We start from the raw sequence: 26,892 nt of genomic DNA on the forward strand, positions 1-26,892 counted from the left end.
GACACTTTCCCGCTCCACGCCGCTCCTCCGATCTCGCGGTGGTCGGCGTGGGCCAGCACCCGGCGGGCGGCCGCCCGGTGGCGACCGGTCCGGTGGTGCCGATCGGCGGTGGCGGGATCGGCCAGCAGGCGCCCGGCGGCCCGGTGCGCGGCTACGAGCCGCCGGGCGACGTCCGGCGGCAGTCCGGCACCGACGAGCAGGGCCTGCCGGTGAACCCCGGGCAGGCGTCCGCGGCCTGGCTGGTGATCGCCAACGGCCGCCGCGGTGGCGGCGCGGTCGGCCCGCTGCCGACCGGCGAGCGCGAGCGGGTCCTCGCCGACAGCCGCCCGTACGGCCTGCCCGGCGGGCTCGGCCCGGTCGACCCGGCGCACCAGGCCGAGGCGGTGCGCCGCACCCCGGTGCCCGCGCCGGACCCGATGGTCGGCGAGTGGATCGAGGTGCTCAACGGCGGCGGCCCCGCCGAGAGCGGGCGCGCCAACAACTGCGTGGACGTGTCGCTGTCCGCCGTGGACACCCTCGGCGGGGCGCCGACCTGCGCCGCGCCCCGGCTGCCCGACGGCCCGGCCGGCGAGCGCGGCGGCCGCGACCGCGCCGAACTCGAACTCGGCACCCGCTTCCTCGACCTCGGCGACGGCGCCGACGCCCACGGCAGGCTCGGCCAGGCGCTGCTCGCCCACGGCACCGGCACCCGCGCGGTGCTGCTCACCGTCGACGCGTTCGGCCGCTCGCACACCTGGAACGCGGTCAACCACAAGGGCGTGCTCAGCTACCTGGACCACCAGACCGGCTACGCCGCGCCCACCCCGCTCTACCCGGCCGACCACGGCCTGTGGGCGATCGCGGTGGACGCCGCCGACCGGCCGATCGACCTGGCCGCGCCGCTGCCGGCCACCGTCGCCGTCCCGGAGCACACCCCCGCGCCCGGGGCGGCGCCCGAGCCCGAGCCGGAGCCGGTGCTGGTCGGCGCGGGCGGCCCGGACGCCGACCGCCCCGAGCCCGCCACCGAGCCCGCCCCGCCGCGATCCCGGCTCACCATCCACCGCACCGCCACCGGGAGCACCAGCCGATGATCACCCGCGAGCAGGCCCTCGCCACCGCCCACCGCTGGGTCAACGGCGACCTCCCGCAGGAGGGGGCGCGGCCTGTCAGGTGCCACGAGTTCGACCTCGGCTGGGTGCTCTGGCCGGAACCCGCGCCGCTCCTCACCGACCCGCTCAGCGGCGCCCGCCGGGCCCCCGAGGAGATCGGCGCGGCCTGCGCCGTGGTCGACCGGGCCACCGGCGAACTCGTCGTCTACCCGTCCGTCCCGGTGCCGGTGGTCGAGCAGCTGCACCGGGACCGGCTCGGCGCGGGCAGCCACGACCCGTCCCGGCCGCCGGTCACCGGCCCCGGCACCCGGGCCACCCTCAGCTACCGGGATGACAAGGACCAGCCGCAGTCCCTCACCGTCCACTCCGCGCACGGCCGCCCGCACCCCGCGCTGCGGGCCCGGCAGCAGCTCGCCGAGCAGGGCGTCCCGGCCGACCGACTGGTCGCGCTGCGCACCGACCTGCGGCTGTCGATGCTGCCCGGCAGCTACTCCGAGCAGGCCGTCGCCGAGCAACTCCCCGGCGTCCGGCTGGAGTTCGAGCAGCCGTACGGGCCCCGGCACGACCATCGGGCGGCCGCCGTGCGGGCCCTGGTGGCCCGCACCCGCAGCGGCCACAACCGGGTGCCGTTCCCGGCCGCCGTGCCGCCCGCCCAGCCCGAGGACGAGACGGGCCTCGGCCGGCGGCTGGCCGCGCTGTTCGGCGAGGACGGCGTCCGCCGCTTCGAGCAGGCCGAGACGCTCGCCGCCGACCTGCCCGAGGCCGTCGCCCGCCCGCTGCGGCGCACCGGCCTGCCGCGCGAGGTCCCCGGCTTCTTCGCCCTGCACCTGCCCGAGGCCGACGGCATCGCCGAACAGGCCGCCCCGCCGCTGCCCGACCTCGCCGAGCACCTCACCGCGCTCGGCCGCGGCCGCCGGGCCACCGCCGCCGCCCGGGCCGCGCTGCTCGGCCAGCGCCTGATCGGCACCGACGGCTGGGCGCTGATCACCGTCGACACCGCCCAGGGCAGGGTCCGCGCCGTCGACCCCGACACCTGCGAGGCCCGCTACTGCAACGCCGACCTCACCGCCTTCACCCGCTCGCTGGCCCTGCTCGCCGAACGCCGCCCGGCCCTGCTCGACCTCCCGCCCGAGCAGGCCGGCCCCGCCGTCGCCGAACTCCAGTGGGCGCTGGCCGGACTCGACCGGACGGCGCTGCGCGACCCGGAGAACTGGTGGGCGGTCATCGTCGAACAGCTCTGGGACGGAATGCTCTGACGCCGTTCGTATCCCTGCCGGTCACCGGGTTGGGCTAGGTTGGACGGTCATGCGACTCGGTGTGCTCGACGTAGGCTCCAACACCGTCCACTTCCTCGTGGTGGACGCCCACCCCGGTGCGGCCCCGCTGCCCGCTTACTCCCACAAGGCCGAACTGCGCCTCGCCGAGCTGCTGGAGGAGGACGGGGCGATCAGCGCGGTCGGCGTCGACCGGCTGGTCTCGATGGTCGCCTCCTCGCTGCGGGTCGCCGAGGACAAGGGCGTCGTCGACCTGCTGCCGTTCGCCACCTCCGCCGTCCGGGAGGCCGCCAACGGCGAGGAGGTGCTGCGCCGGGTCGAGGACGAGACCGGCGTCGCGCTCACCGTGCTGTCCGGGCAGGACGAGGCCCGGCTCACCTTCCTCGCCGTCCGCCGCTGGTTCGGCTGGTCCTCCGGCCGGCTGCTCAACCTCGACATCGGCGGCGGCTCGCTGGAGGTCGCCTGCGGCATCGACGAGCAACCCGCCGTGGCCGCCTCCCTGCCGCTCGGTGCCGGCCGCCTCACCCCCCGGCTGCCCGGTGAGGTCGCCGACCCCGGCGACCTGCGCGAACTGCGGCGCCACATCCGCGCCGAGATCGCCGGGACGGTCGGCGACTTCACCCGGCTCGGGCCGCCCGACCACGCCGTCGCCACCTCCAAGACCTTCAAGCAGCTCGCCCGGATGACCGGCGCCGCCCCCGAGGGCGCGGGCGCCCGCGTCCCCCGCAAGCTCAGCCGGGCCGGCCTGTCCGCGTGGCTGCCCCGGCTCGCCGCGATGACCCCCGCCGAGCGGGCCCGGATCCCCGGCGTCTCGCCCGGCCGGGCCCGCCAGCTGCTCGCCGGCGCGCTGGTCGCCGACGCGGCGATGGACCTCTTCGGCCTGGAGGAGCTCGACATCTGCCCGTGGGCCCTGCGCGAGGGCATCATCCTGCGGCGGCTGGACTCGCTGGACGGGCACGAGAGCCGCGTCGCGATCGAGGCGTGACGCCTGCGGCGCGCTCGGCGGGACGGTGCGGCCAGGGGGCGCCCCTGGTCGTGCCTCGGCGCAGCGGGTCTCCCCGCCCCTGGTTTCGCGGAGCGTGACCTAGTCTGGTTGGCGTGGCGGATTCGGCGGAGGAGCGGCGGTCGAGGCGCGGCCCCCTGCCGTTGAAGGCGGCGCGGGCCGCCAGGACGGCGCGGCGGAAGCTGGAGCGGCCGGTGCTGCCGCCGCCGCACCCGGCGTTGCACGTGCCGGACACGAAGGTGGCGCTGTCGACGGCGTCGGTGTACCCGTCGACGACGGAGACGGCGTTCGAGCTGGCGGCGCGGCTGGGGTACGACGGCGTCGAGGTGATGGTCTGGAACGATCCGGTGAGCCAGGACGTGGAGGCGTTGCGGCGGCTCTCGGACCGGCACGGGGTGCCGATCCTCGCGGTGCACGCGCCCTGCCTGCTGATCACGCAGCGGGTGTGGAGCACGGATCCGTGGACGAAGCTGGTGCGGGCCCGGCGGGCGGCGGAGCGGTTGGGGGCGGACACCGTGGTGGTGCACCCGCCGTTCCGGTGGCAGCGGCAGTACGCGCGGGAGTTCGTGGCGGGGATCGACCGGATGGCGGGGGAGACGGACGTCCGGTTCGCGGTGGAGAACATGTACCCGTGGCGCTACCGGGACCGCGAGGTGCTGGCGTACGCGCCGGGCTGGGACGTCACGGACGAGGCGTACCGGCACTTCACCGTGGACCTGTCGCACGCGGCGACGTCCAGGACGGACGCGTTCGAGCTGGTGGACCGGATGGGCGACCGGCTGGCGCACGTGCACCTGGCGGACGGGTCGGGGTCGGGGAAGGACGAGCACCTGATCCCGGGGCGCGGCAAGCAGCCGTGCGCGGAGCTGCTGGAGCGGCTGGCCCGGACGGGCTTCGACGGGCACGTGGTGCTGGAGGTGAACACCCGCAAGTCGGGCGGCCCGGCGGAGCGGGAGGCGGACCTGGCGGAGGCGCTGGCGTTCACCAGGCTGCACCTGGCGACGGCCCGGCCGGACTCCTGATCCACCGTCGATCCACAAAGCTCGTGCACGGAGCGCCCGTTGGGCCTAGGGTCGTCGGCATGATCGACGAGAGCCCGGGCGGCTACGACCCGGTGCTCTGCTCGCGCAGCCGGGGATGACCCGGGAGAGGGGAACGACATGGACGACGTGAAGGCGCACGCCGCCTCCTTCGGCCCGGTGGCCGCGCAGTACCAGGCGGCCCGGCCGTCCTATCCGGACGCGCTGTTCGACGAGCTGGAGCGGCTCTCCGGCCGCCCGCTGGCCGGCGCCGACGTGCTGGACGTGGGCGCGGGCACCGGCATCGCGACCCGGCTGCTGGCCGGGCGCGGTGCCCGGGTGGTCGCGGTGGAGCCGAGCGAGGGGATGGCCGCGGTGCTCCGCGAGGTCAGCCCCGAGGTGCCGGTGGTGAAGGCGAGCGGCGACGAACTGCCCTTCCACGACGCCTCGGTGGACTTCGTGACGTACGCCCAGGCGTTCCACTGGACGGAGCCGGGCCGGTCGATCCCGGAGGCGCTGCGGGTGCTGCGCCCGGGCGGGGCGCTGGCGGTGTGGTGGAACGTGAAGGACTACGAGGTGCCGTGGCTGGCCGCGCAGCAGGAGCGGATGATCGCGGCCCTGCCGACCTACCACTACTACGGCGGGGTGAACGTCCGGCACCGGGACCTGACGGAGGCGGGCCTGGAGGTGCGCACCGCGCGGTTGCGCTGGGAGCGGCGGATCCCGGTGGACCGGGTGATCGACGACCTGACCTCCCGCTCGTACTTCGCGGTGCTGGAGCCGGAGCAGCGGGCCCCGGTGCTGGCCGCGGAGCGGGCGGCGCTGCTCGCCGAGTTCCCGGACGGGCAGGTGGTCGAGCCGTACCTGCTGGACCTGTTCGTCGCGCCGAAGCCGTAGCCGGGGCGTCCGCCGGGGGCGCCCGCACTGACCGCATCGCGGACACCGGGTCCGGGGCGGCCGGGGCGGGCGTAGGCTCGACAACCCCCGAGAGTCTCCTGAAGGAGCGGCAACGATGCCCCAGCTGAGGTCCAACACGGTCACCCAGGGTCGCAACATGGCGGGCGCGCGCGCCCTTCTGCGCGCCGCGGGCGTAGCCCGCGAGGACTTCGGCAAGCCGATCATCGCGGTCGCCAACTCCTTCACCGAGTTCGTCCCGGGCCACACCCACCTGCAGCCGGTCGGCCGGATCGTCTCCGAGGCGATCAAGCAGGCGGGCGGCATCCCGCGCGAGTTCAACACCATCGCGGTCGACGACGGCATCGCGATGGGCCACGACGGCATGCTGTACTCGCTGCCCTCGCGCGACCTGATCGCCGACTCGGTCGAGTACATGGTCAACGCGCACTGCGCCGACGCGCTGATCTGCATCTCCAACTGCGACAAGATCACCCCCGGCATGCTGATGGCCGCGCTGCGCCTGAACATCCCGACGGTCTTCGTCTCCGGCGGCCCGATGGAGGCCGGCAAGGCCACCCTGGTCGACGGCACCGTCCGCAAGCTGGACCTGGTCGACGCGATCTCCCAGGCGGTGAACGAGAACGTCTCCGACGCGGACATCTCGATCATCGAGGAGAACGCCTGTCCGACCTGCGGTTCCTGCTCCGGCATGTTCACCGCCAACTCGATGAACTGCCTGACCGAGGCGATCGGCCTCTCGCTGCCCGGCAACGGCTCGCTGCTGGCCACCCACACCGGCCGCCGCGCCCTGTACGAGCAGGCCGGCCGCACCGTGGTCGACATCACCAACCGCTACTACGGCGGCGACGACGACTCGGTGCTGCCGCGCAACATCGCCACCCGGGCCGCGTTCGAGAACGCGATGGCGCTGGACATCGCGATGGGCGGCTCCACCAACACGATCCTGCACCTGCTGGCCGCCGCCCAGGAGGCCGAGGTCGACTTCGACATGCGGGTGATCGACAGCATCTCCCGCAAGGTGCCGTGCCTGTCCAAGGTGGCCCCGAACGGCTCGTACTACATGGAGGACGTGCACCGGGCCGGCGGCATCCCCGCCATCCTGGGCGAGCTGTACCGCGGCGGCCTGCTGCACGAGGACGTGCACACCGTGCACTCCGACTCGCTCGCCGAGTGGATGAAGACCTGGGACGTGCGCGGCGGCTCGGCCTCCGCGGAGGCCGTCGACCTCTGGTACGCGGCCCCCGGCTGCGTCCGCTCCGCCGAGGCGTTCAGCCAGTCCGAGCGCTGGGACACCCTGGACACCGACGCCGCCGGGGGCTGCATCCGCAGCGTCGAGCACGCCTACTCGGTCGAGGGCGGCCTCGCGGTGCTGTACGGCAACATCGCCGAGGACGGCTGCGTGGTGAAGACCGCGGGCGTGGACGAGTCGATCTGGCGCTTCCGGGGCAAGGCCGTGGTCTGCGAGTCCCAGGACGAGGCGGTCGACAAGATCCTCCGCAAGGAGATCACCGAGGGCGACGTGGTGGTCATCCGCTACGAGGGCCCCAAGGGCGGTCCGGGCATGCAGGAGATGCTCTACCCGACCTCCTTCCTGAAGGGCCGCGGCCTGGGCAAGGCGTGCGCGCTGATCACCGACGGCCGGTTCTCCGGCGGCACCTCGGGCCTCTCGATCGGGCACATCTCCCCGGAGGCGGCCTCCGGCGGCGCCATCGCGCTGGTCGAGGACGGCGACTCGATCACCATCGACATCCCGGCCCGCACCATCAACCTGGACGTCTCCTTCGAGGAGCTGCACGAGCGCCGGCTCAAGCTGGAGTCCGAGGGCGGCTACCGCCCGAAGACCCGCGAGCGGCACGTCTCGGCCGCGCTCCGGGCGTACGCGGCGATGGCCACCTCCGCCGACAAGGGCGCCGTCCGGGACGTCTCCAAGCTCGGCTGAGGCGCGTGGCACCCGGGGGAAGGCCCCCGTTCGTGGTGATAATCGGACCGTGAGTACGACGAGTACGACGAGCGCGACGACCACCGCGGACGGGGCCCCCGTCCCCCCGCCGATCCGCTGGTTCGGCACCACCTGGGTCCAGCGCGGCACCGGCTACTGGCTGCGCCGCGCCGCGGTCTCGACCGGCGCCCTCGCGGCCACCGCCGCCGGGGCGCTCCTGCTGCGCCTGGGCGTCTCCGGCGTCCGGATGTCCGAGGCGGGCCCGCTCACGACGCTGCTGTCGCTCGCCGTCGGCCTCTGCAGCGCGCTGGCCGGCCTGCGGAACTGGAAGATCCTCACCGAGGGCAAGGACGCGCTGACCGGCTGGATGGCCGAGGAGAAGCAACTGGCCGGCGTCTGGCTGGTCGGCTTCGCCGGGGCCCTGGCCGCCTACTTCGCCCGCAGCCTGGTCGAGGCCCCCGGCGAGGGCCTCAAGCGCGCCGCGTACGACCAGGAGAGCGCCGTCTGGCACCGCCGCAGCGCCGCCCGGGCGGAGCGCGAGGCCCGCAAGGCGGCCCGGCGGCGGGCCTGAGCGTCCGTCAGCTGCGGGTGATCCGGCGGCAGGTCTCGTCCTCCGGCAGCGGCTCGGTGCGGTCGTACGGGTCGGTGGTCGGGCCGGTCGGCGTCGCGCCGCTCGTGCCCGTTCCCAGGGACAAGAACTGCGGCTGCAGGTAACCGGAGCCCATCTCGCACCAGTTGTTGTCGAACTCGCTGCGGAACTCGTCCAGCACCGGCTTCCCGGGCGTCACGTCGTAGTGCTCCGGGTCGTAGAACCGGAAGGTCATCTCCCGGCGGACGATCTCCCGCTCCACCACCCGGCCGCGGTCCAGCTGCGTCCAGGAGGCCGACCGCGCGCCGGCGCCGAGGCCGTCGGGCACCGGTTTCCCGGCGTCCGGGCCGGGGCGCACCGCGTACACGAAGGTGACGTCGGCGTGCACCAGCATGCCCTTCGCACCGTCGCCCTCGACGGAGAGCCGGCCCTGCACCTTCACCTGGTCGGTGATCGGCAGCGCCCGGGCCGGGTCGAAGCGGCTCACCCAGCTCACCGGGTCGTGCTCGGCGTCGGGGTGGGCCAGCGCCGCGCGCAGCCAGTCGGCGTCCCGGGTGCCCACCAGGTCCAGGACGGGCTGCACGCTCCCGCCCGACAGCACCTGCGGGTCCAGGTTGGCGGCGACCAGGTACGCCTTCACCGCGTCCACGTTCGCGGCCACCTGCTTCGCGCTGAACACGCCCGTCGCGGGCGTGCTGTCGGGGCCGCCGACACCGTCCATGCCGTTCGGCCAGGACACGGCGGGCGAACCCGCCCAGGGGCGTTCCGGGGTCGGCAGGTCCGGGTCCACGGTGGGCGGGGCGCTGCTCGGCGGGGCGGTCTCCGCGCCCACCGTAGGCAGCGCGGAGGGCTTCGGCGCCTTCGAGCGGCCGAGGTCGGTGACGGCCAGTCCGACCAGCACGGCCACCACCACCCCGAGCAGCAGCAGCGCGCTGCGCACCGGGTGCGAGCGCTTCGGCCCGCTCTGCCGGCCCTTCGACCGGACCTCCGTGGCCGGACGCCACGGCTCGTTCTCCGGCGGCGGGTTCCTCTTCCACCGCTCGGCCAGCATCCGGGAACGCCCGGACGCCTCCTTGTTCGTCGCGGACCGGACGAACTCCTCGTCCAGCACCAGCCCCTCGAAGGGGTCGTCGGTTCTGCCGGGGCCGCCGTTGTCGGGCCCCGGCTCATCTGTCGTCGGCACGGCCGGAAGTATGCCGACCGCCGACGACACCCCCGACAACGGGGGGCGAACATGACGCGCCGTCAGTCCTTGCGGGCCGCCTTCACCGCCCCCACCACGCCCGCCACCGCGAGCAGCGCGCCGGCCGGCAGCAGCGAGGTGAACAGCGCCCCGAACAGGCCGTAGTCGCCCAGCAGCCACAGCGCGAGCGTGTTCAGCACCAGCAGCGCCCCGGAGGCCGGGAGCACGGACTGCCACGGGTGCGCGTCCGCCCAGCGGCGCAGCCGCCGGTCACCGCCGCCGCGCAGCCGGCCGCCCACCGTGCCGACCAGGAAGAAGAAGAACAGCCCCCAGCTCACCGGCCCGGCCAGGATGTCCAGTGACCAGTGCAGGGTGACCACGTCCACCGCGAGCGCGGCCCCGCCGACCACCGTGCCCACCGCCGCCGCCGTCTTCCACGGTCCGAGCGTCGCGGCGGCGACGGCGACCTGGCGGTTCTCACGTCCTGACAACTCTCCGTGTCCCATGCCTCCACGGTGCCCCCGCCGGGGCCCGGAAGCCATAGCCCCGGCCCCTGAGATTCCCCCTACGGGGGGCGGTGGCGGTGGCGGTGCGGCGCTGCGCGGCTCGGTGCCGCCCCGCGCCCGCAGGGTGGACACCTCTGCCGGGGCGGCGGCGTCCCGGTGCAAGATGGCGGCCAGGAACCGCACCGTACGGAGGCACGCACCATGAGCGACCGCAGCACCGCCGGCCAGAAGATCGCCTTCCTCGGGACGGGCAAGATCGGCGAGGCCCTGCTCTCCGGTCTGCTGCGGGCCGGCACCTCGCCCGCTGACGTGCTGGTCACCGCCCGCCGTGCCGAGCGCGCCACCGAACTCGCCGACCGCTACGGCGTCACCACCGTCACCAACGCGGAGGCCGCCAAGCTCGCCGACACCCTGATCCTCGCGGTCAAGCCGCAGGACATGGGCACCCTGCTGGACGAGCTGGCCGAGCACGTGGCCGCCGACAAGCTGGTGGTCTCGGCCGCCGCGGGCATCCCCACCGCCTGGTTCGAGGAGCGCCTCGCCCCCGGCACCCCCGTGGTCCGGGTGATGCCCAACACCCCCGTCCTGGTCGACGAGGGCATGAGCGTGATCTCCGGCGGCTCGCACGCCACCGAGGCGCACCTGGCCCGCACCGAGGCGATCTTCCGCTCGGTCGGCAAGGCGCTGCGCGTCCCGGAGAGCCAGCAGGACGCCGCCACCGCGCTGTCCGGCTCCGGCCCCGCCTACTTCTACTTCCTGGTCGAGGCGATGATCGACGCGGGCATCCTGCTCGGCCTGCCCCGCCAGGTCGCGCACGAGCTGATCGTGCAGTCCGCGATCGGCGCCTCGGTGATGCTGCGCGACTCCGGCGAGCACCCCGTCAAGCTGCGCGAGGCCGTCACCTCCCCGGCCGGCACCACCATCGCCGCCATCCGCGAGCTGGAGAACCACGGCGTCCGGGCCGCGCTGCTCGGCGCGCTGGAGGCCGCCCGGGACCGCTCCCGGGAGCTGGCGGGCGGCGGCAAGTAGGCTCGGTCGACGTGAGTGACGACATCGGCCGCGACGGCTACGACCTGCTGATCCTGGACAACGACGGCGTGCTGGTGGACAGCGAGCCGATCTCCAACCGGGTGCTCGCCGAGTACCTGACCGAGCTCGGCTACCCCACCACCGTCGAGGACTCCTACCGGGACTTCATGGGCACCGCCGCGCACACCGTGCACGACGTGATCGCCGAGCGGTACGGGGCGGCGCTCCCGGCGGGCTTCGACGACCTGTTCCACGAGCGGGTGTTCGCCGCCTTCGAGGAGGAGCTGCGTCCGGTGGCCGGGGCGGAGAAGCTGCTCACCCACCTCCAGGAGCACGGCGTCCGCTACTGCGTCGCCTCCTCCGCCCACCACTCCTGGATCCGCACCGCGCACCGCCTCACCGGCCTGTCCGGGTACTTCACGGACGAGCTGCTGTTCTCCGCCCAGGACGTCGGCGTCGGCAAGCCCGCCCCCGACCTGTTCCTGCACGCCGCCCGCACCATGGGCGTCGACCCGGCCCGCTGCCTGGTCCTGGAGGACAGCCGCAACGGCGTGCTGGCCGCCCGGGCCGCCGGGATGGACGTCTACGGCTACGCGGCGCTCACCGAACCGGCCAAGCTCACCTCGGCGGGGGCGACCGGCCTGCTCAGTACCCTGGACGGGGCGATCGGCCTGCTGCCGAACTGATCCCTCCGCGTCCCCGAACTGGTCCCCCCGACCCCCTCCCGCCGGCGCCGCCGACCGCCTACGCTCTGCCCAACAGTTGCGTACCGGCCGGTAGCGTCGGTGGTGAGCGAGGTCCCGATGCAGGTCACGGCCACGGCCGAACCCACCCCCCGGCTCCGGCAGGCCCGGGCCGCGCTGGCCGTCTCCTTCTTCCTGCAGGGCACCACCTTCGCCCTGCTGGTCACCTGCATCACCGATCTGCAGAAACGTTACGGCCTCAGCGACGGCCTGCTCCCGCTCTTCCTCGCCGCCGTCCCGATCCTGGCCGGCGTCGGCTCCATCACCTCCGAGACGCTGGTCAAGCGCACCACCGCGCGCGGCGTCCTGCGGGTCGTCCAACCCGCCCTCTGCCTCACCCTGGCGCTCACCGGCCTCGGCTCCCGGCTCTGGCAACTCGCCATCGCCCTCGGCCTGTTCGGCCTGCTGGTCGGCGCCCTGGACGCCTCGATGAACATGCTCGGCGTCGGCCTCCAGCACCGCTACGGCCGCAGCATCATGATCGGCTTCCACGCCGCGTTCAGCCTCGGCGGCATCGTCGGCGCCGCGATCGCCGCGATCGGCGCCCACTGGGACACCGGGCTGCCGCTGCTCTTCGGCGGCGCCGCGACCGTCCTCGTCCCCGCCGCGATCGTCGCCGGACGCTGGTTCGCCGGCCCCGCCGAACTGGGCGACGCCGTCCGGGAGGCCGCCGAACTGGCCGCCCGCCGCATCCCCTGGAAGCCGCTGCTCCCGCTCTGCGCCGTGATGGCCTTCGCCTACATCGCCGACGCCTCGGTCTCCAACTACAGCGTCAAGTACCTCACCGACGGCCTGGACAGCCCCGAGGACCTCGCCAAGTTCTCCTACCTCGGCTACATGGTCGCCATGCTGCTCGGCCGCGCCGTCGGCGACCGCGCCGTCCAGCGCTTCACCGTCCTCCCGGTGGTCCGCACCGGCACCGCCGTCGCCGCCGCGGGCTTCCTGATCGCCGTCCTCGCCCCCGGCCCCTGGGGCGGCATCCTCGGCTTCACCGTCCTCGGCTTCGGCATCTGCGCGATCATCCCGCAGGTCTTCGCCGCCGGCGGCCGGCTCTTCCCGCACGCCAGCGACGCCGCCGTCGCCCGCCTCAACCTCTTCAACTACGTCGGCTTCCTGATCGGCTCCCCCCTGGTCGGGGCCCTCGCCGAACTCTCCAACTACCGCTGGGCCTTCTGCGCCCCCATGCTCCTCGTCCTGGCCGTCCTCCCGCTCGCCCCGCACTTCGCCCCGGCCCCGGCCGAACCGGCCGACCTGGCGAAGAGCCCGGCCTGAACGGCCCGAACGGCCCGACCGGCCCGAACGGTCCGACCGGTCAGATCGCTTGGGCGGGTTCGTCCAGCCAGGCGTGCCGACCCTCCGGCGTGACGGTGAGCCCGAACCGCTCGACCCCGGGCCGGCCCGCGCCGTGCCACCAGGCGAGCACCCGCTCGAACTCGTCCCACAGCCGAGGACTTCTCTCGGTTACTTCCCGACGCTTCCACGCCCAAGGCCAGCCGAGGGGACCTAGAGTGGCGCCGTGTCCTCGTACTTGATCTATACGGACGACTCTGGAGATGAGAAGTCCAGCTTCTTCACGGCTCTGCTGATCCCGATGGAGAAGTGGCCTGTGACCCTTCGCCAGTGGTTGAAGTTTCGGAAGTGGATGTATGCGCGGCACCAGGTTCCGACTGACTACGAATGGCACACCTACGAGTGGTTGAAAGGGACCGGCCGACCCGATTCGAACAACCCGGACAACTTGATCAATACGAGTGTGCACTTGCGACGTGAAGTCTGCGAGAAGGCGCTGAAGGCGATCAAGGCCATCGGCGCCCAGCAGGGCGTCGGCTTGCTCACCTGTGAGATGTGCGGCCCGGTCAAGGCGGACGCTTACGCTGCGACCGTCCGTGCTCTGGACTCTGTCCTGGAGGAGCGGAACGCCCACGGTGTGATCATCGTCGATGGTGGCGATCATGGTGTGCCGGATCCCAACGTGCGGGCCGCCCACCGCGATCTGAAACTCCACTCGCGACGAGTCATCGAGGACGGGTGGCTCCAGCCTGCGCATGCCAGCCAACTGGTGCAGATGGCCGACTTGGTCGCCCACGTCGCCTATCAGAGCACCCGCAGGAAGCCGAGCCGGAAGTTCATGTGGGACTGGTACCGCGAGTACCTCCACGCGATGGAGTTGGAGTGCCGCTGCCCGTAGGTGATCGATGAGGCAGGTTCGGAGCAAACAAAACAGGCCCCGGCGTCAGCCGCGGGCCTGTTGTCGATCAGCCTAACCACTGCTCCTGTGAACACAGGTAGCGGTCCAGCTTGATCAGGCTATCAGAGCAACCTGCTTCCGGCAAGGCGTTCCGTTAATAGAGGTTGACCGCAGAGCGGCAGGTAAGAGCTGTAAATGCCTTTCTCGACGGCCCGGAAGAGTGGTCCTTGAAGCTGACTCGGAGGCTTCTCCTCAAGGGGCCAAGGCATGTGGCGTGGGCGGCGGTGGATCGGATCGTGTCGGAACCGATCGGGGACTTCGCCGGGATCCGCCCCGGTGGGGCGGGGTCAGTGGACGTCGGTGCATTCGGTGGTGTCCTGGGCGGGGAGGCGGCCGGTGGTGAGGAAGGTGGCGGTGGCCTGGTCGGCGCAGGTGGAGCCGGTGCCGTAGACGTAGTGGCCGCCGTTGTCGACGCCGACGAGGGCGGAGCCGGTGCCGAGGGCCGCGTGCATGCCGAGGGCGCCGGACCAGGGGGTGGCGTTGTCGCGGTGGTTCTGCAGGATCAGGGTGTTGCGGGGTCCGGGGGTCATGGCGACGGGGGGCTCGGCGGGCTCGGCCCAGAAGGCGCAGGGCCAGATGTCGGCGGGCATGCCCGCGGTCAGCGGCCACTGCGCGCGGTCGGCGGCGGTGCGCTTCGCGTACCCGGCCGCGTCCTGCGGCCACTGGGCGTCGCCGCAGGTGATGGCCATGAACATGGTGGCCTGGTTGTCGGCGGGGACGCCTTCGACCGCGGGTTCGTCGGCCAGTACCTGCTTGAGGACCGCGGTGTCGGCGTCGGTGGGCCGGCCGTCGGCGAGGTCGGCGGCGGCCCGCCAGAACCGGGCGGCCACCGGCAGGGTCTCGTTGTGCAGGAGGGTCGCGTACGTGACGTTGCGCAGCAGCGCCCCGTCCAGTGGCGTCGGCGTGCCGGGGACGGTGGCGGGCGTGCGGTCGAGCCGGGCCGCCAGGGCGAGGTAGGTGCGGGTGACTTCGTCGGGGGTGGCGCCGAGTCCGAGGGTGTCGTGCTGCGCGGCGGCGACGCGGGCGGCGTCGGGGAAGCGCTCGGCCATGCCCTGTCCCCAGCTGCCGGCCACCGTGTCGGCCCAGACCTTCGTGGGGTCGACGTTGCCTTCGAGGACCATCCGGTCGGTGCGGTCCTGGAAGAGGGAGCGGTAGACGGCGCCGAGGTAGGTGCCGTAGGACTGGCCCCAGTAGGAGATCTTCTGCTCGCCGAGGGCCTCGCGGATGCGGTCCAGGTCGCGGGCGGTGTTCGCGGTGGTGAAGTGGGTCAGGGACGCGCCGAGGGTCTCGGCGCACTTGCGGGCGTAGGACTCGGCCTGGGCGGCGTTCCGGTCGATGGAGCCGTCGGCGGCCGGGTAGGGGAAGATCGCCGGAACGGACGGGCTGGGCAGTCCGCAGCTCTGCGGGGTGCTGTGGCCGACACCGCGCGGGTCGAAGCCGATCAGGTCGTAGTCGGCGCGCACCGACGCGGGCAGGGCCGCCGCCATGGTCGCTGGCATGGCGAGCCCGCCCAGCGCCGGGCCGCCGGGGTTGAGCAGCAGGACGCCGTGCCGCTGCGCCCGGTCGGTGGCGGCCAGCCGGGAGACGGTCACCGTGATCTTCGGGCCGTCCGGGTGCCGGTAGTCCAGCGGGACTTCCAGGGTGCCGCAGCTCAGGTCGAGGCCGCCGGCCTGGTGGGCGACCTCGGCCGGGCAGGCGCCCCAGGCGATCTGCCGGCCCTTCGGTGCCGCGTCGTCGTCGCCGGTGCACGCGGTCAGCGCGCCGCCGGCCAGGGCGGTGGCGACGAGTGCGGTGGCGAGCCGCCGGGTGGTGCCGCGGGCCCGGGTGAAGAAGCGGTGGGCGGTGGAGTGTTGGGCGTTGTCCATGGCACTGTCCTTGACTGCTCGGCCTGCTTGCTGGTGCTCACGAGTCAACAAGCGGGGGGCAGTGCCGCGCGTCACCGCTGGGAGGACAACTCGGGTCGCTCGCTCGGGGGATGGCGGGAGCGGAACGCGGCCCGCCCGGCCGGGAGTTGGACGCCCGGGGGGCGGCCCGGGCGCCGCCTCTCAGGTGCGCCCGGGGGTGGTGATTCTCGGCTGCGGCGGTGGGGGCGGCGGGGCTAGCGTGATGCCCCTGCGGACGGAGGAGGGGATCGCGGTGCTGGTCATGCCAGAGCGGCGGACGTCGACCATGGAACTGCTGGCCGTGGCGGCGGCCGACCGGGGCATGCCGGTCCGGGCGGCGGAGGAACCCGGCCTGACCGGTCCGGCGCACTGGTACGGCGGCCCGGTCGCGGGCGCGCGGCTGGCGGGTCGGCTGGGGTTCGCGCTGCTGGAACCGACCGACGACTGGCTCGCCGAACTCCCCGAGGAGTTCACCGGACGTCAGGTCCGGGCGGGCACCATCGCGGACGCGTGGGCGATCGACCGGCCGACGTTCGTCAAGCCGCCCCGCGACAAGACCTTCCCCGCCGAGGTCCACACCGACGGCTCCCGGCTCCCCGGCACCCTGGACCCGGCCACACCCGTACTGCTCTCCGAGGTGGTCACCTTCGCCGCCGAGTACCGGCTCTTCCTGCTGGACGGCCGGATCGCCACCGCGAGCCGCTACGCGGTGTTCGGCCGGCTCGACCCCGCCCCCCTCGGCACCGACCGCCCCGGCCGGACGCTCGCGGCGGAGATCACCGAGTTCACCGACCGGCTGCTCACCTCGGCCGGACCCACCCTGCCCAGCGCCGTCGTCGTGGACGTCGGCCAACTGCTCGACCCGTACCGCCCCGGCCACCGCTGGGCCGTGGTGGAGGCCAACATGGCCTGGTTCTCCCACGCGTACGCCGCCGACCCGGCCCGGGTGCTGGACGTGGTGCTGCGGGCGGCCGGACCGCGAGAGTGCCTGCGGCCGCGAGACCTGGCCTTCGAACGGGAGTGACCGGCAGCGGTGGGCACCGGGCCGGACGCGGCTCAGACGGTGCCGAACTCGCCGGTGGCGGTGGCGGCGACGAAGGCTGCCCAGGCGGTGGGGGTGAAGGTCAGGTGGGGGCCGCCGGGGTCCTTGGAGTCGCGGACGTGGCCCGGGTGCGCGTCGTCAACCTCGATGCAAGCTCCGCCATCGCCATTGCTGTAGCTGCTCTTGCGCCAACGGCGTTCCACCGCAGATGACTGAGGGTCGTCGTGGGGCATCGGAGGTCAGTCCTTCCAGGATAGATCTGATCAGCAGCTCGGATGCCTTTGGGGACAATGCCTGAGCCCTGAGCAGATCGTAGAGTGCCTGCCGGTCTACGACGTCACGGGATTTGTCGAACACCACTCCGGCACGGCTGCTCTCCTCGTATGCAACACGCTGGCCGTCGTCCATCGTCAGGAGGAACAGCGACGAGTACTCGGAGTGGGCCCCGGCTTCGAAGGGCAATACCTGAACCACCACGTTGGTCAGCCGGGCTACGTCAAGGATCGCCTGCAGTTGGCGGGCCATCACTTCACGGCCTCCAACAGCACGTCGGAGTGCGGATTCGTCCAGGATGAACCAGTACCGGCAGTCTGCTGCCTGAAGGCGGAGCTGCCTACCGAGCCTGGCCCGCACGCGGTTCTGGATCTCATCGTCGACCGCATAGGGCATGCCCGCCCGCAGGACGTGCCGGGCGTAGTCCTCGGTCTGCAGCAAGCCGTCAACCGAAGGGCTGTAGCACTCGACCATCGTGGCCTGGTCGATCAGGCTCAGGATCTCCTGATATTTCGCCGGATGGTCCTCCCGCCGGGCCAGCGGCAGCAGTCGCATGAAGTGGCCGCCCGTCTCGAACACCCGGTCCAACTGCTCGGACAGGCCCTCCGGAACGCGGTGGTCGCCGCTCTCCACCCGGGACAGCGTGGCGGCGGAGGACAGTGCCTCGACGGCCAGGCGGGCCAGGGACCAGCCGCGTTCCTCCCGGTGCCGTAAGACCTCGGAACCGTAGAAGTGGCGTGCGCTCAGGGTCGGATCCGGGCGCCGCTTCTGGAAGGCCATCTCGCTACCTCTGCCCCTCGCGTTGCACGCGTTCCACGCAACAGATCCCGGATTCGGCGGTCTTCCAGCCCCCGGGTGGAACGCGTCTCTCCTGTTCAGGGTAGCGCCGCTCCGCAATCCTTGAGGCACAGAAAGTGACATTCGCGGATCGAGGAAACGGGCGGTGACCGCCATGGCCGACTCCCTGCTTGGCCGGTTGGAGCGGCAGGATCGGGCCTTCGCGCGCAAGGTGTGCGACGGGCTCCGGGAGGCGCTCGACGCGGCCGGTCTCAGGTTGCCATCGCTGGGGGTGGAGCGGGCGGCCACGGGGGCGCACCTGGTGCAACTCGGCGGTGTGGCACCGGATGTGGCGAGCGAGTTGGCGACGCTGGTCTGGACGGGCGCGCCGTACGTGCGGGCCGTGCGGGGCGGGGAGTTCGGCGGGGCGGGTGCGCTGGTGTGGGTGCCGGAGCCGGGCGAACTGCTGGTCGACGCGGTCAGTGGCCGGCTCGGTGAGTTCTCGCACCTGGACGGGCGGGGCGAGTTGGTGCTCACGCCGGGCGACGGGGGCGCGCCCTGGGCGGTCGGGCGGTGCGCGGTGCGCCATCCCACCCGTGCGGACCTGTCGCGGGTCGCGCCCGCCCGTCCCGGAACGTCCGCAACGACGACATCGAGATGAGGAAGCAAGTGCTGTACACCGGACAGCCGTTGGGGGACACCGACGTCCTCCGGCGGTTCCCGCACGGCAGGTTCACCGAGGCCGAACGGGCCGCCGACCTGCTCGAACAAGCCTTCCGGGCGGCCGGGTTGGAGCCGCCGTCCGGCCTGTCCCCGGTCTACCGGGACGACGCGCCGCCGGCATTCGGGGCCCTCGCGCTCGGCTGCGTCGGGCTGCCCTGGGCCAGGCGGACGGCCCAGGCCCTGATCGAACTCGCCTTCCTGCGCGGCGAGTTCCCCCTCCCGCCCCGAACCGTGCCCGCCCCGGGGGCCGCCTCATGAGCGGCGACACGTTGCGGCAACGTGCCTGGGAGATCGCCGAACGGCTCGCCGAGGCCGGCGGCGGGGAGGCCCGGCTCACCGTCATCCCGGACGGCTACCGGGTCGAACTGCGCATCTTCCGCCCTGAGGACGGCTCCCCCAGCCCCGAGGACCACATGGCGGTGCTCAAGGCCCTCGCCCTGGGCGACCGCTGGGGACACCGCTACTCGCCGCCCTCCCGCAACAACGGCACCGCCCGCGAAACCGTCTGGAGCGAAGTCCACACCCCGGCCGACCAGCACGACGGGGCGGACAGTGAGGACCGGGCCGGGCGGAAAGGAAGGGCGTGATTACTTGCGTCGGGTGACGGCCAGCGCGGCCGAGCCCAGGACCAGCAGCGCGAGCGCGCCGGCCAGCACCGCGCCGGCCTCGTCCGCCCCGGTGTCGGGCAGCGGGGGCACCGGCCTTGCCGTCGGACTCGGACTCGGGCTCGGGCTCGGACTCGGCGTCGGGCTCGGGCTCGGGCTCGGGGAGGGGCTGGGGCCGGGCGCGGCTTCCACCAGGAGGGTCTCCTCCGGGGTGCCGAGGCCGTGTCCGACCGGTTCCTGGCCGCCGGTCAGGACGGTGTGGGTCATGACGGTGTCGAAGCTGTAGCAGCCGGCCGCCGTGAGCCGGACCGGCTCGGTGGTGACCGCGCCGTCGGCGGTCAGGTCGTGCGGGGCGAGGCGGGCGGCGACCGGGAGGTCGGGGGCGGTCCAGTCGAGTCCGGCGCAGCCGCCGCCGGGGGCCGGGGCGAGCGGGCCGTACAGGGTGGGTTCGAGGTGGACGGTGCTCCCGGGGGTGACGCCGGTGACGGTGAGGGTGTCGGTGACCTCCCGGTCGGCCGGGAGGGTGCTCGCCGAGGCCCTGGTGGTGAGGGTCAGGACGGGCGGCGGGACGCGCGGGTCGACCCGGAAGGTCTCGGCCGGGTCGCCGGGCGGGAGGTTCACGGCGTCGGCGGCTTCGGGTTGCAGCCGGGCCCCGAAGGAGTAGCAGCCGGGCGTACCGGTGGTCCGCTCGGGGAGGACGGCCCGGCCGTCGCCGGTGAGCGGCACGGGGTCGTAGGACGCCGCGACGGGCACGGCGACCGGGTCCCAGTCGGCCTGCGCGCAGTCCCCGGAGCCCGGGACGGACAACGGCCCGTACAGCGTGGCGGTGAGCGTGGCGGAACCGCGCAGCCCGGCGACGTCGAAGCTGTCGGAGACCGGGTCGCCGCTGGTCACCACGGTCGCCGAGACCCGGCTGGAGAGCCGCGGCGGGTCGCCGGGCGTCAGGGTGACGGTCCGTTCGGACTTGCCGGTGAGGGTGCGGGCGGTGGCGAGCATCATCGACTGCACCCGCACCGAGGGGTCGCCGGCCAGGTACGTCCCGATCTCCGCCGCCACCGGCCCCTCGGCGTGCAGCACGACCCGTCCGGCCGGGCCGCGCAGCCACAGCTGCCCGCCGGGCGGGAGGGTGTCGCCGCTGGTGAACGGCACCGTCCCGGCGGCGTCGGTGTACGCGGCGACCCCGTCGCCGTCGATCCGGACGGTGACCGGCCCGAGCGCGTTCGCGCCGACGGTGTACGGCCCGACCAGGGTCTGCGCGTCGCCGCCGCCGGGGCCGTCGAGGGCCGGGGTCGGGTCGGCCGGGGCGGGCAGCGGCCCGGCGGCGAGGGCGCCGTCGACGACCTGCTTGACGGACGCGTACAGCTCGGGCACCTGGTAGTCGGGCGGCATCACGATGCCGTCGGTGAACCAGTGGATCGCCATCGCGACGGCCCCGGAACGCTGCCGGTTGGCCACGGTGGGGTTGGCGGCGCCGGGCACGGTGGGCAGGTTGCTGTTGGGCCAGTAGGCGGCGAGGATCCGCCGGACGTACCCGGCGTCGCGGACCGGGGCGGCGTCCTGCGGGTCGTAGCCGGTGCCGGAGAGCTGCCCGGCGGCGTACTGCACGCAGTAGCCGGAGGCGATGTAGACGGCGCTCGGGTCGGTGCGCGGGTTCTTGTCGTAGAACTTGTACCGGCAGGCGTTGGTGCCGCTGGTGACGGTGAACCCGAGCGCGGCGGGGTCGTAGCCGAACGCGGGGTAGCCGGCCGTCGGGTCGTGGTCGGCGGGCGCGGCGTACGGCTTGGGCTGGCCGTCGCGGGCGCCGACCTCCAGGCAGCCGTCGGTGCCGTACTGGTAGGCGGCGAACGGCGCGCTCGGCGGCACCGCCCCGGCCGGGTCGGACCAGGACCAGCAGGTGGCCAGCAGCACCAGGACCGCCCAGATCGCCGCCGCGCTCCGCCGCATCGCCGTCCACCCTCCGCCAGGCACCCGTTCCGGCCAGACGCTAGGCACCGCACGACCACGAACGGCCACCGACACGAACGCCCCTGGCTTACCGTCACCCGGCCGGGTGTGTCGGCGGGGACAATGCCCGGGTGAAGACCTGGAGAGACAGCCTCCCGCAGATCCCCTTCGCCTACCGGGGGCTCCCGCCGGACGGTGCGTGGATGACCCGGGAGGAGGCGGCCGCCTGCCTGGGGATCGGCGAGTTCCACTTCAACTCGCTGATGGCCAACACCCGTCGCATCGATCCGGTCCGCACCACCAACCGGCAACTGGCCGTCACCCGCGCCAGCGTGGAGGCGGAGCAGCACTGGCGCGCCACCGCTCCCCGCCGGCGCAAGGCCCTGCGCCTGCTCAAGGACATCGCCCGTTCGTTCTGACGTTCCCGTTCGGCCGGTGCCGCCGACACGCCCGGACCCATACTGGCCGGATGGGCTTCGAGGTGGTGGTCGGCGAGGGCCGCGCGGCGTTCGGGGAGAGGTTGCTGCGGGTGGCGGAGGGCCTGGGGGTCGTCCTGCCCGAGCAGGACGACCGGGGCGGGTACGTCGCCGCGGGGCTCGACCGGCGGGCGAGGGTGTTCCCGGTCGACGAGCGGCGCCGGGACTTCTGGGTGTACCTGCACGGCGGGCGGCTGCTGCTGGCCGCCGGGGTGACCGCCGATCCGGCCGGGATGGTCGGGGCGGTGGTGGCCTGGACGGGTGGAGCGGGGCTGGAGGGGAGCAAGGAGCGGGCCCCGTTCATCGAGTTCCGTCCCTGGGCCCTCGCGCACGAGCGGGAGCCGCTCGGCACCGTCGAGTTGGAGTGGTGCCGCAGGCTCGACCGCGTCCACACCTGGCCGATGAACGGCTTCCCGCGCGTGCACGCGCTGCTGGTGGCGGCGTACGCCCAGCCGGTGCTCCGCCGACTGATGCCGGTGACCAGCCACGACAACCTCTGGTTCTCCACCAGCACCACCCCGAACCGGCGGGTCAACGGGGTCGGGCCGATGATCTGGCCGCACTACGAGCGGACCTACGCGGTGCGGGACGGGCACGAGGTGCTCGCGCGGTTCGAGACGCCGGAGGAGGCCGTCGCCTTCGTGGTGGCCGGCCTGCCGGAGGGGATCGCCCCGGCGCGCTGACGCCGTCCTCCCGCCGCCCACCGGTCCGGGCCCCGTCAGCGGGTGGCGCCGCCGGGCTCGGTGGAGAAGCCCGGCCCGGTGCCGCGAGATTGGGTACAGTGGGGATGACGCCGGGAGTCGCGGACTCCCGGAAGTCGTGGAGCCAGGTGACCTGGGGCAGACCGGGAGCCTGGCTCGGCGCTTTTCCGGACGTGGTCAGCAGTCCGTGACGACGTCCACTTCCACGGCCGAATCCCCGAAGCGCTGCCAGTACTCGCAGCGTCCGAACTGTGCGAGCCGTCGGGCACCGGCTACGACGTCGGCGATCCACAGCAGTGGCTCGTTCCCACCGTGGACGTGTTCCACCCGGAAAACGCTGTCCACGGGCAGCGTGCGACGTGCCGACATGACCGTCCGTACGTCGCGTTCGTTCAGCGACGGCTCCCGGGCCTCGACGTACAGACGGTCCACCCCGAACCCGTGCAGCCCGGAGACCAACTCGGCGAGGCACTTCGCCCGGGCCCGCTCTTGGCGCCGTACCGGGACCGGGGCGCCGAACGTCACCACGTGCAGTCCTTGCAGGGACGCCACCGCCCGCGCTGCGTCCGTTCGCTGGCGGTGGTCCATCTCCGTCCAGTGCAACTTGCGGTCCGCTCGACCACCCCGGTGCCGGAGGGCCCGCATCGTGTCCCGGGCCCCTTCTTCCGCACCGGGCTCGATCACCGCCGCGGCGATGATGTAGAAGCCCGACGAGTTCTCCTCCTGGAACGACTCGTCGGACCACGCGGTCCGGTTTCGGGTGCCGGGGCTCATCACCGTCTCTCTCGGGCCGGGTGGCCGCTGTCCGGTCGGGAAGGGGGCTGGGGCTGTCCAGGTGCGGCCGTACGCGAGGCGGGCCAGGGCGACGGCCTGTTCCTCCTCGGCGCCCGGGACCAGGGCGGCCACCGCTTTCGCTCCGAGGGCGTCGTGTGCACCCGTCCCCGCCGTGCTGCCGGTCGTGGACAGCAGGTGGCGGGTGAGGTCGGGGGCGTCCAACTCCTCCGGTGTGCCGGGACGTCAGGCGGCCCGGGCGCGGCGGAGGGCCTCGCGGGCCAGGGCGGCGCCGGTGCCGGGGGTGACGGGGGCGGGTGGTGGGGCCTGGGTGCAGGGCGGGCAGGGGCCGGGGCGGGGGACGGGGTCGTGGCAGGCCGGGCAGGTGGGGGCGGGGGCGGGCGGGGCGAAGGCGGCGGGGACCTTGTCGGTGAGGCGGCGGTGCAGGAACCCGAAGGGGGAGTGGACGTGATCCGGGAGGCCGGGGAGCAGCGCGGCGGCCAGGTCGGCCGGACCGCTGCCCCGGTCGAACCACCCGGCCACCAGCGGGGCCAGGCGGGCGGCCTCGGCCTCGCCGATCCGCAGGCGCGGCTCGTGGCGGACGACGCGCAGCAGGGTGTCGGCGGCGGTGCGGTTCCGCTCGTCGAGGACGGGCGCGGGGGCGGGAGTCGGTGCGGGCGGGCGCGGCGCGCTCCGGGCGCTTCGGGTGCGCTGGCGCGGGATCGCGGGCGGTGCGGCGGGAGGCGCCGCAGGCGGTTCGGGAGGGTAGGGAGGGAGGGGGGTTTCTTGCTCTCGTTTCTTTGTCTTTAGGGACCCCCCGTGACCGGACTCCGGTTTTCCCGCAGTCGGTGCGACCTGCAGCGATGGGAACTTCCAGGCGACATCGGTGACGTGCTGCACGGAGATGATGTGGCCCTCGGGGATCCGGACCGGGCGGACGACGTAGTAGCCGGCCTCGGTCAGCTCGCGCAGCCACCTGCGGACGCTGCTGAGGGTGTCGCAGGAGCGGCGGGCCATCTCCTCGGCGGGCATCCACTGGTTGTCGGGGAGGGAGAGCAGGAAGCAGAGCAGGCCCCGGGGCCCGTGGCGGAGGCCGGAGTTCTGCAGGATCTCGTTCGGAAGGACGGTGAAGTTGCCCGCATGGGGGCTACGATTGACGCGCATGGGAGTTGTGGCTCCTGTGTCATGCCCCGGGGTGTTGGCGCACCGCCGGGGCGAATCTTTTCCTTCGACTGCTGCGGAACGTAACACGCCGACTACGCTCGGCGCCAAGCGGTCGACGGAAAGTCACGTTCTGGCGATCTGATGCCTGAAAAGTCGTCAACTTCGTTCAGGGGCGACGCACAGCACGCACCAGCAGGGTGTCCGCGCTGCGGCCCCCGGGCACGGCGGGCGCGACCCGCTCGGTGCTGACGGCGGTGAACCCGGCGGCGTCCAGGGCCTTCGCCCAGACCTGCGGCTGGAGCACCCAGCGGCGCATCGTCGCGGCCGCGCCCTCCGGCGTCCTGGCCGGGATCTCGGCGGGCACCGCGTCCGCCTCCGCCGGGGCCCCGCCGAGGTAGTGGCCGAGCGTGGCGGCGACGAGCAGCCCGCCGGGCCGCAGGGCGCTCGCGGCGGCCGGGAGCAGCTCGGCCGGGTCGGTGAAGTCGAGGCTGCCGAAGACGGAGTACAGCACGTCGTACGCGCCGGGGTGGCCCAGGAGGTGCCCGACGGCCTCGGAGCGGACCAGCCGCAGCCGGGGCGCGAGGGAGCCGTACAGGTCTTCGGCCATGGCGCACTGGGCGGGCGAGGCGTCCACGGCGTCGACCCGGGCCGGACGGTGGTGCACGACGAGGTGCGCGGCGTGCCGGCCGGAGCCGGAGCCGAGGTCGCCGATCGTCAACCCGCCGAGGTCGCCCCCGAGGAGCTCCGCCCCGGGCCCGCAGTCCTGCCCCCACGTCCAGGCGAAGCCACCGGGAACGCCCCGATCGGTCCCGGCCCGGCCGCGGCCGTAGTGGTGCCAGAGGTCTGCCGCCGCCCGGACGGCCGAGGTGTCGGTCACCCGCGCCATCCTCGCGCCCCACCGACCCCGGCGCGGAGGTTCGGCCGAACTCCACTCTCCCCGGTGCGTCCGGGGTCCCGGCCGGGTGGCCGGGACCCCGGGGTGAATCAGTGCGAGTCGTTGCCGGGGTGGCACGGGCTGCACTCGGCGGCTTCCGCCCACAGCGGCAGGTCCACCTCCCAGCCCTCGGCGGCGATCAGTTCGGCGGTGCGCAGCACGGTGCCGTCCTGCTTGAACTCGACGGCCGGCACGTGGTGCAGGAACTGGCCGCCGTTGTGGACACGGCACAGCTCCGCGTAGGCGACGGTGTCCAGGATGATCGTGTGGACGCCGATGTCCACCAGCGAGCTGGGGCCCAGGCCGAGGCGCTCGCCGCGGTGGGCCATCGCGGTGAGCAGGTAGGCGTAGCCCTGGCCGAGGACGCGGTTGGCCATGACGGAGTCGTAGGGGTGGTCGCGCATCAGGAGGCCGATCTGCTTGTCCCACAGGTCGGTGGGGACGAGATCGCGCACGGAGCGCTGCGGGCCCACGATCAGGCCGGCGGGGGCGACTGTGGTTGCCATGGTTCCTCCGAGTGGTCGACCCCGGGAGTTCCGGGGTGGCGGCTCCATGACAGCGCCCGATTGAGGTTCCCAGTGGTCAACTTTCTTTTGCCGGAGGCTATTTGCAGAGCCTGCAAGCGTCATCGACGGCGTATCGGGTGGCAGGTACGGTGTGTGGGCCCAGCCGTGTTGTGTGGGAGGTCCGTTGTCAGATCCCTTGTGGACCACCTCGAAGGCGCGGGAACTGGTGGACCAGCACCGCCCCGGAGCCCTGATCCGGCTCGGTCGCCAGCACCGCGAGTGGACGCTCGAAGCGCTGGGCCGCCGCCTCGGCTGCTCCACCTCGACCGTGAGCCGCCTGGAGCGCAGCACCCGCATCCACGACCTGACGCTCCTTCAACGTGCTGCCAGCGAAGTGGGAATGCCCGACCACGTCCTGGTGACATCGCTCGCGCTCACCCCGTCGGCCTCCGTTCCCGCCGCTAGAGTGGCGGCGGCCAGCTCCCGCGAGGCTGAGGAGATCTCCGTGCGCCGTCGAACACTTGTAGCCGCCACCGTGGCCGGACCGGCCTCCCTGCTCCTGGGCCTGGACGACGCCCTCGCCGACACCCCGGCCCCCACCCGGCAGGCCGCTCGGATCGACCAGCGGCTGACCGGTGCCCGCGCCCTGTACGACAGTGGTACGCACGAGCGGTTGCTGACCGTACTGCCCGGCCTGATCGCCGATGCCCACGCCGCCGCCACCTCCCGTCGTGCCCTCGACCAGGCGCGGCTGTCCACCGTCTACAGCCTCGCGACCGCGATCCTCTCCAAGACCGGCAATCACGAGCGGGCCCGGCTGACCGCCGACCGGGCGCGCACCTGGGCCGACGTCTCGGGATCGCCCATCGCGCAGGCCGCAGCGGCGCGGGAGCTGGCGATCGTACTGCGTCACCAGGGCCAGGCGTCCGCCGCCCAGCGGCTGATGCTCAACACCGTTGGTCAGCTGGAATCCACCGGACTTGCGACGCAGCAGCAGGCCGCCGCGTACGCCCAGTTGCTGTGCACCCTGGCCTACACCGCCGCGGTCGCCGGACAGCGGGGCGACGCCGTCGCCATGACCGACGAAGCCCGCCGCGCGGCGCACCGGTTGCCGGTCGATCCGGCTCCCGGCCGGCTGTTCAACATCACCCCCGCCGCAGCCGACCTCTACGCCGTCAGCGTCCACTGGGCCCTGGGCGACGCCGGAGCGGCTCTCGAAGCCGGAAGCTCGCTGCGCCCCGAGATGTTCCCGACGGCCGAACGACGTGCCCGGCTGCACACCGACCTCGCACGCGCCTGGTGGCAATGGGGACGACCTGAGCAGACCGCACGCGAACTCCTGGCGGCCCTGCGGGCGAGCCCCGCGGAAGTCCGGGACCGGTCCTCGATCCGGACGGTCGCCCGTGGGCTCGCGCAGCAGCACCCCCAAGTGTCGGGAGTCCGTGACCTCACCGCGGCCGTCTTCGGCCCGAAGAGGTGACCCGCCCGCATCCGCCCCGCCCCGGCACGGGGGTTCGGCCGAGGGCGGCGGGCGGGCAGCCGGGGGCGGTCCCG

28 protein-coding genes are annotated in these 26,892 nt (G+C 73.6%); 18 read left to right on the forward strand and 10 right to left on the reverse strand.

Annotated features, from left to right (window positions below):
- From ACWEO5_RS10770 to ACWEO5_RS10800, 7 genes are all read left to right on the forward strand, one after another.
- Positions 1–1,070 (forward strand): toxin glutamine deamidase domain-containing protein (locus ACWEO5_RS10770; RefSeq protein ID WP_452162090.1); only part of this gene is annotated, 1,070 nt, incomplete at its 5' end.
- Positions 1,067–2,344, forward strand: coding sequence for an SUKH-4 family immunity protein (locus tag ACWEO5_RS10775; RefSeq protein WP_452162091.1), 1,278 nt, complete (start codon positions 1,067–1,069; stop codon positions 2,342–2,344). The genes ACWEO5_RS10770 and ACWEO5_RS10775, both read left to right, overlap by 4 nt.
- Before the next feature lie 49 nt (positions 2,345–2,393).
- Complete coding sequence (locus ACWEO5_RS10780) at positions 2,394–3,347, forward strand: Ppx/GppA phosphatase family protein (protein ID WP_452162092.1); 954 nt, start codon at positions 2,394–2,396, stop codon at positions 3,345–3,347.
- A gap of 236 nt (positions 3,348–3,583) precedes the next feature.
- Positions 3,584–4,387: a sugar phosphate isomerase/epimerase family protein gene (locus ACWEO5_RS10785; protein ID WP_344558765.1), complete on the forward strand. Its 804-nt coding sequence runs from the start codon at positions 3,584–3,586 to the stop codon at positions 4,385–4,387.
- A gap of 138 nt (positions 4,388–4,525) precedes the next feature.
- Positions 4,526–5,281 (forward strand): class I SAM-dependent methyltransferase, encoded by a 756-nt coding sequence (locus ACWEO5_RS10790; RefSeq protein ID WP_452162093.1) that lies wholly within the window; start codon positions 4,526–4,528, stop codon positions 5,279–5,281.
- A 115-nt stretch (positions 5,282–5,396) separates the two neighbouring features.
- Positions 5,397–7,241, forward strand: coding sequence for a dihydroxy-acid dehydratase (gene ilvD, locus ACWEO5_RS10795; RefSeq protein WP_452162094.1), 1,845 nt, complete (start codon positions 5,397–5,399; stop codon positions 7,239–7,241).
- A gap of 49 nt (positions 7,242–7,290) precedes the next feature.
- The gene (locus ACWEO5_RS10800; protein WP_452162095.1) at positions 7,291–7,812 is read left to right on the forward strand and encodes a hypothetical protein; all 522 of its coding nucleotides are present in this window, start codon (positions 7,291–7,293) and stop codon (positions 7,810–7,812) included.
- Positions 7,813–7,819: 7 nt separating this feature from the next.
- Here ACWEO5_RS10800 and ACWEO5_RS10805 read toward each other — a convergent pair whose 3' ends face one another.
- Entirely contained in the window at positions 7,820–9,013 is a 1,194-nt protein-coding gene (locus ACWEO5_RS10805; protein ID WP_452162096.1) for an SCO2583/SCO2584 N-terminal domain-containing protein, read from the reverse strand.
- A gap of 62 nt (positions 9,014–9,075) precedes the next feature.
- Positions 9,076–9,504, reverse strand: a complete 429-nt coding sequence (locus tag ACWEO5_RS10810) for a hypothetical protein (RefSeq protein WP_344558744.1) — start codon at positions 9,502–9,504, stop codon at positions 9,076–9,078.
- Between the two features lie 216 nt (positions 9,505–9,720).
- On the opposite strand from ACWEO5_RS10810, the gene proC reads away from it, so the two are divergent.
- From proC to ACWEO5_RS10830, 4 genes are all read left to right on the forward strand, one after another.
- The gene (proC, locus tag ACWEO5_RS10815; RefSeq protein ID WP_344558743.1) at positions 9,721–10,548 is read left to right on the forward strand and encodes a pyrroline-5-carboxylate reductase; all 828 of its coding nucleotides are present in this window, start codon (positions 9,721–9,723) and stop codon (positions 10,546–10,548) included.
- A gap of 11 nt (positions 10,549–10,559) precedes the next feature.
- Entirely contained in the window at positions 10,560–11,234 is a 675-nt protein-coding gene (locus tag ACWEO5_RS10820; protein ID WP_452162097.1) for an HAD family hydrolase, read from the forward strand.
- A 117-nt stretch (positions 11,235–11,351) separates the two neighbouring features.
- Positions 11,352–12,563, forward strand: a complete 1,212-nt coding sequence (locus tag ACWEO5_RS10825; RefSeq protein WP_452162143.1) for an MFS transporter — start codon at positions 11,352–11,354, stop codon at positions 12,561–12,563.
- 244 nt (positions 12,564–12,807) lie between these two features.
- Positions 12,808–13,479, forward strand: a complete 672-nt coding sequence (locus ACWEO5_RS10830; RefSeq protein ID WP_452162098.1) for a DUF3800 domain-containing protein — start codon at positions 12,808–12,810, stop codon at positions 13,477–13,479.
- 347 nt (positions 13,480–13,826) lie between these two features.
- Here ACWEO5_RS10830 and ACWEO5_RS10835 read toward each other — a convergent pair whose 3' ends face one another.
- The gene (locus ACWEO5_RS10835; protein WP_452162099.1) at positions 13,827–15,404 is read right to left on the reverse strand and encodes an alpha/beta fold hydrolase; all 1,578 of its coding nucleotides are present in this window, start codon (positions 15,402–15,404) and stop codon (positions 13,827–13,829) included.
- 304 nt (positions 15,405–15,708) lie between these two features.
- Here ACWEO5_RS10835 and ACWEO5_RS10840 point away from each other — a divergent pair, with 304 nt between their 5' ends.
- Positions 15,709–16,446 carry an ATP-grasp domain-containing protein gene (locus ACWEO5_RS10840; RefSeq protein WP_452162144.1) on the forward strand — a complete coding sequence of 246 codons (738 nt, stop codon included), beginning with the start codon at positions 15,709–15,711 and terminating at the stop codon, positions 16,444–16,446.
- 32 nt (positions 16,447–16,478) lie between these two features.
- On the opposite strand, the gene ACWEO5_RS10845 is transcribed toward ACWEO5_RS10840, so the two are convergent.
- Together ACWEO5_RS10845 and ACWEO5_RS10850 are read right to left on the reverse strand one after the other, a co-directional pair.
- The gene (locus tag ACWEO5_RS10845) at positions 16,479–16,667 is read right to left on the reverse strand and encodes a DUF397 domain-containing protein (RefSeq protein WP_452162100.1); all 189 of its coding nucleotides are present in this window, start codon (positions 16,665–16,667) and stop codon (positions 16,479–16,481) included.
- Complete coding sequence (locus tag ACWEO5_RS10850) at positions 16,603–17,517, reverse strand: helix-turn-helix domain-containing protein (RefSeq protein WP_452162101.1); 915 nt, start codon at positions 17,515–17,517, stop codon at positions 16,603–16,605. Before ACWEO5_RS10850 ends, ACWEO5_RS10845 begins: the two co-directional genes overlap by 65 nt.
- Positions 17,518–17,680: 163 nt before the next feature.
- Between ACWEO5_RS10850 and ACWEO5_RS10855 the strand changes: the two genes are divergently transcribed.
- Genes ACWEO5_RS10855 through ACWEO5_RS10865 form a run of 3 tightly spaced genes read left to right on the forward strand, consistent with a single transcriptional unit; the run spans position 17,681 to position 18,824 of the window.
- Positions 17,681–18,175, forward strand: coding sequence for a hypothetical protein (locus ACWEO5_RS10855; RefSeq protein ID WP_452162102.1), 495 nt, complete (start codon positions 17,681–17,683; stop codon positions 18,173–18,175).
- Positions 18,172–18,495 (forward strand): hypothetical protein, encoded by a 324-nt coding sequence (locus ACWEO5_RS10860; RefSeq protein WP_452162103.1) that lies wholly within the window; start codon positions 18,172–18,174, stop codon positions 18,493–18,495. The genes ACWEO5_RS10855 and ACWEO5_RS10860 overlap by 4 nt, the downstream gene beginning before the upstream one ends.
- Positions 18,492–18,824 carry a hypothetical protein gene (locus ACWEO5_RS10865; RefSeq protein WP_452162104.1) on the forward strand — a complete coding sequence of 111 codons (333 nt, stop codon included), beginning with the start codon at positions 18,492–18,494 and terminating at the stop codon, positions 18,822–18,824. Before ACWEO5_RS10860 ends, ACWEO5_RS10865 begins: the two co-directional genes overlap by 4 nt.
- Here ACWEO5_RS10865 and ACWEO5_RS10870 read toward each other — a convergent pair whose 3' ends face one another.
- Positions 18,825–20,786 (reverse strand): LPXTG cell wall anchor domain-containing protein, encoded by a 1,962-nt coding sequence (locus ACWEO5_RS10870; protein ID WP_452162105.1) that lies wholly within the window; start codon positions 20,784–20,786, stop codon positions 18,825–18,827. It lies immediately after the preceding gene.
- A gap of 131 nt (positions 20,787–20,917) precedes the next feature.
- On the opposite strand from ACWEO5_RS10870, the gene ACWEO5_RS10875 reads away from it, so the two are divergent.
- Together ACWEO5_RS10875 and ACWEO5_RS10880 are read left to right on the forward strand one after the other, a co-directional pair.
- Positions 20,918–21,205, forward strand: coding sequence for a DNA-binding protein (locus ACWEO5_RS10875; protein ID WP_452162106.1), 288 nt, complete (start codon positions 20,918–20,920; stop codon positions 21,203–21,205).
- Between the two features lie 50 nt (positions 21,206–21,255).
- Positions 21,256–21,945, forward strand: a complete 690-nt coding sequence (locus ACWEO5_RS10880; protein WP_452162107.1) for a DUF6193 family natural product biosynthesis protein — start codon at positions 21,256–21,258, stop codon at positions 21,943–21,945.
- 195 nt (positions 21,946–22,140) lie between these two features.
- Here the strand turns inward: ACWEO5_RS10880 and ACWEO5_RS10885 are convergent, their stop codons facing one another.
- The 4 genes from ACWEO5_RS10885 to ACWEO5_RS10900 all read right to left on the reverse strand — a co-directional run bounded on the left by ACWEO5_RS10885 (position 22,141) and on the right by ACWEO5_RS10900 (position 25,338).
- Positions 22,141–22,959, reverse strand: a complete 819-nt coding sequence (locus ACWEO5_RS10885; protein ID WP_452162108.1) for a hypothetical protein — start codon at positions 22,957–22,959, stop codon at positions 22,141–22,143.
- Between the two features lie 21 nt (positions 22,960–22,980).
- Positions 22,981–23,898: a helix-turn-helix domain-containing protein gene (locus tag ACWEO5_RS10890; RefSeq protein WP_452162109.1), complete on the reverse strand. Its 918-nt coding sequence runs from the start codon at positions 23,896–23,898 to the stop codon at positions 22,981–22,983.
- Positions 23,899–24,064: 166 nt separating this feature from the next.
- Positions 24,065–24,775: a class I SAM-dependent methyltransferase gene (locus ACWEO5_RS10895; RefSeq protein WP_452162110.1), complete on the reverse strand. Its 711-nt coding sequence runs from the start codon at positions 24,773–24,775 to the stop codon at positions 24,065–24,067.
- A gap of 107 nt (positions 24,776–24,882) precedes the next feature.
- Positions 24,883–25,338 carry a glycine-rich domain-containing protein gene (locus ACWEO5_RS10900; protein ID WP_452162111.1) on the reverse strand — a complete coding sequence of 152 codons (456 nt, stop codon included), beginning with the start codon at positions 25,336–25,338 and terminating at the stop codon, positions 24,883–24,885.
- Between the two features lie 184 nt (positions 25,339–25,522).
- On the opposite strand from ACWEO5_RS10900, the gene ACWEO5_RS10905 reads away from it, so the two are divergent.
- Positions 25,523–26,818 (forward strand): helix-turn-helix domain-containing protein, encoded by a 1,296-nt coding sequence (locus ACWEO5_RS10905; protein WP_452162112.1) that lies wholly within the window; start codon positions 25,523–25,525, stop codon positions 26,816–26,818.
- Positions 26,819–26,892: the final 74 nt, after the last annotated feature.

This window comes from Kitasatospora sp. NPDC004272 (assembly GCF_053603035.1).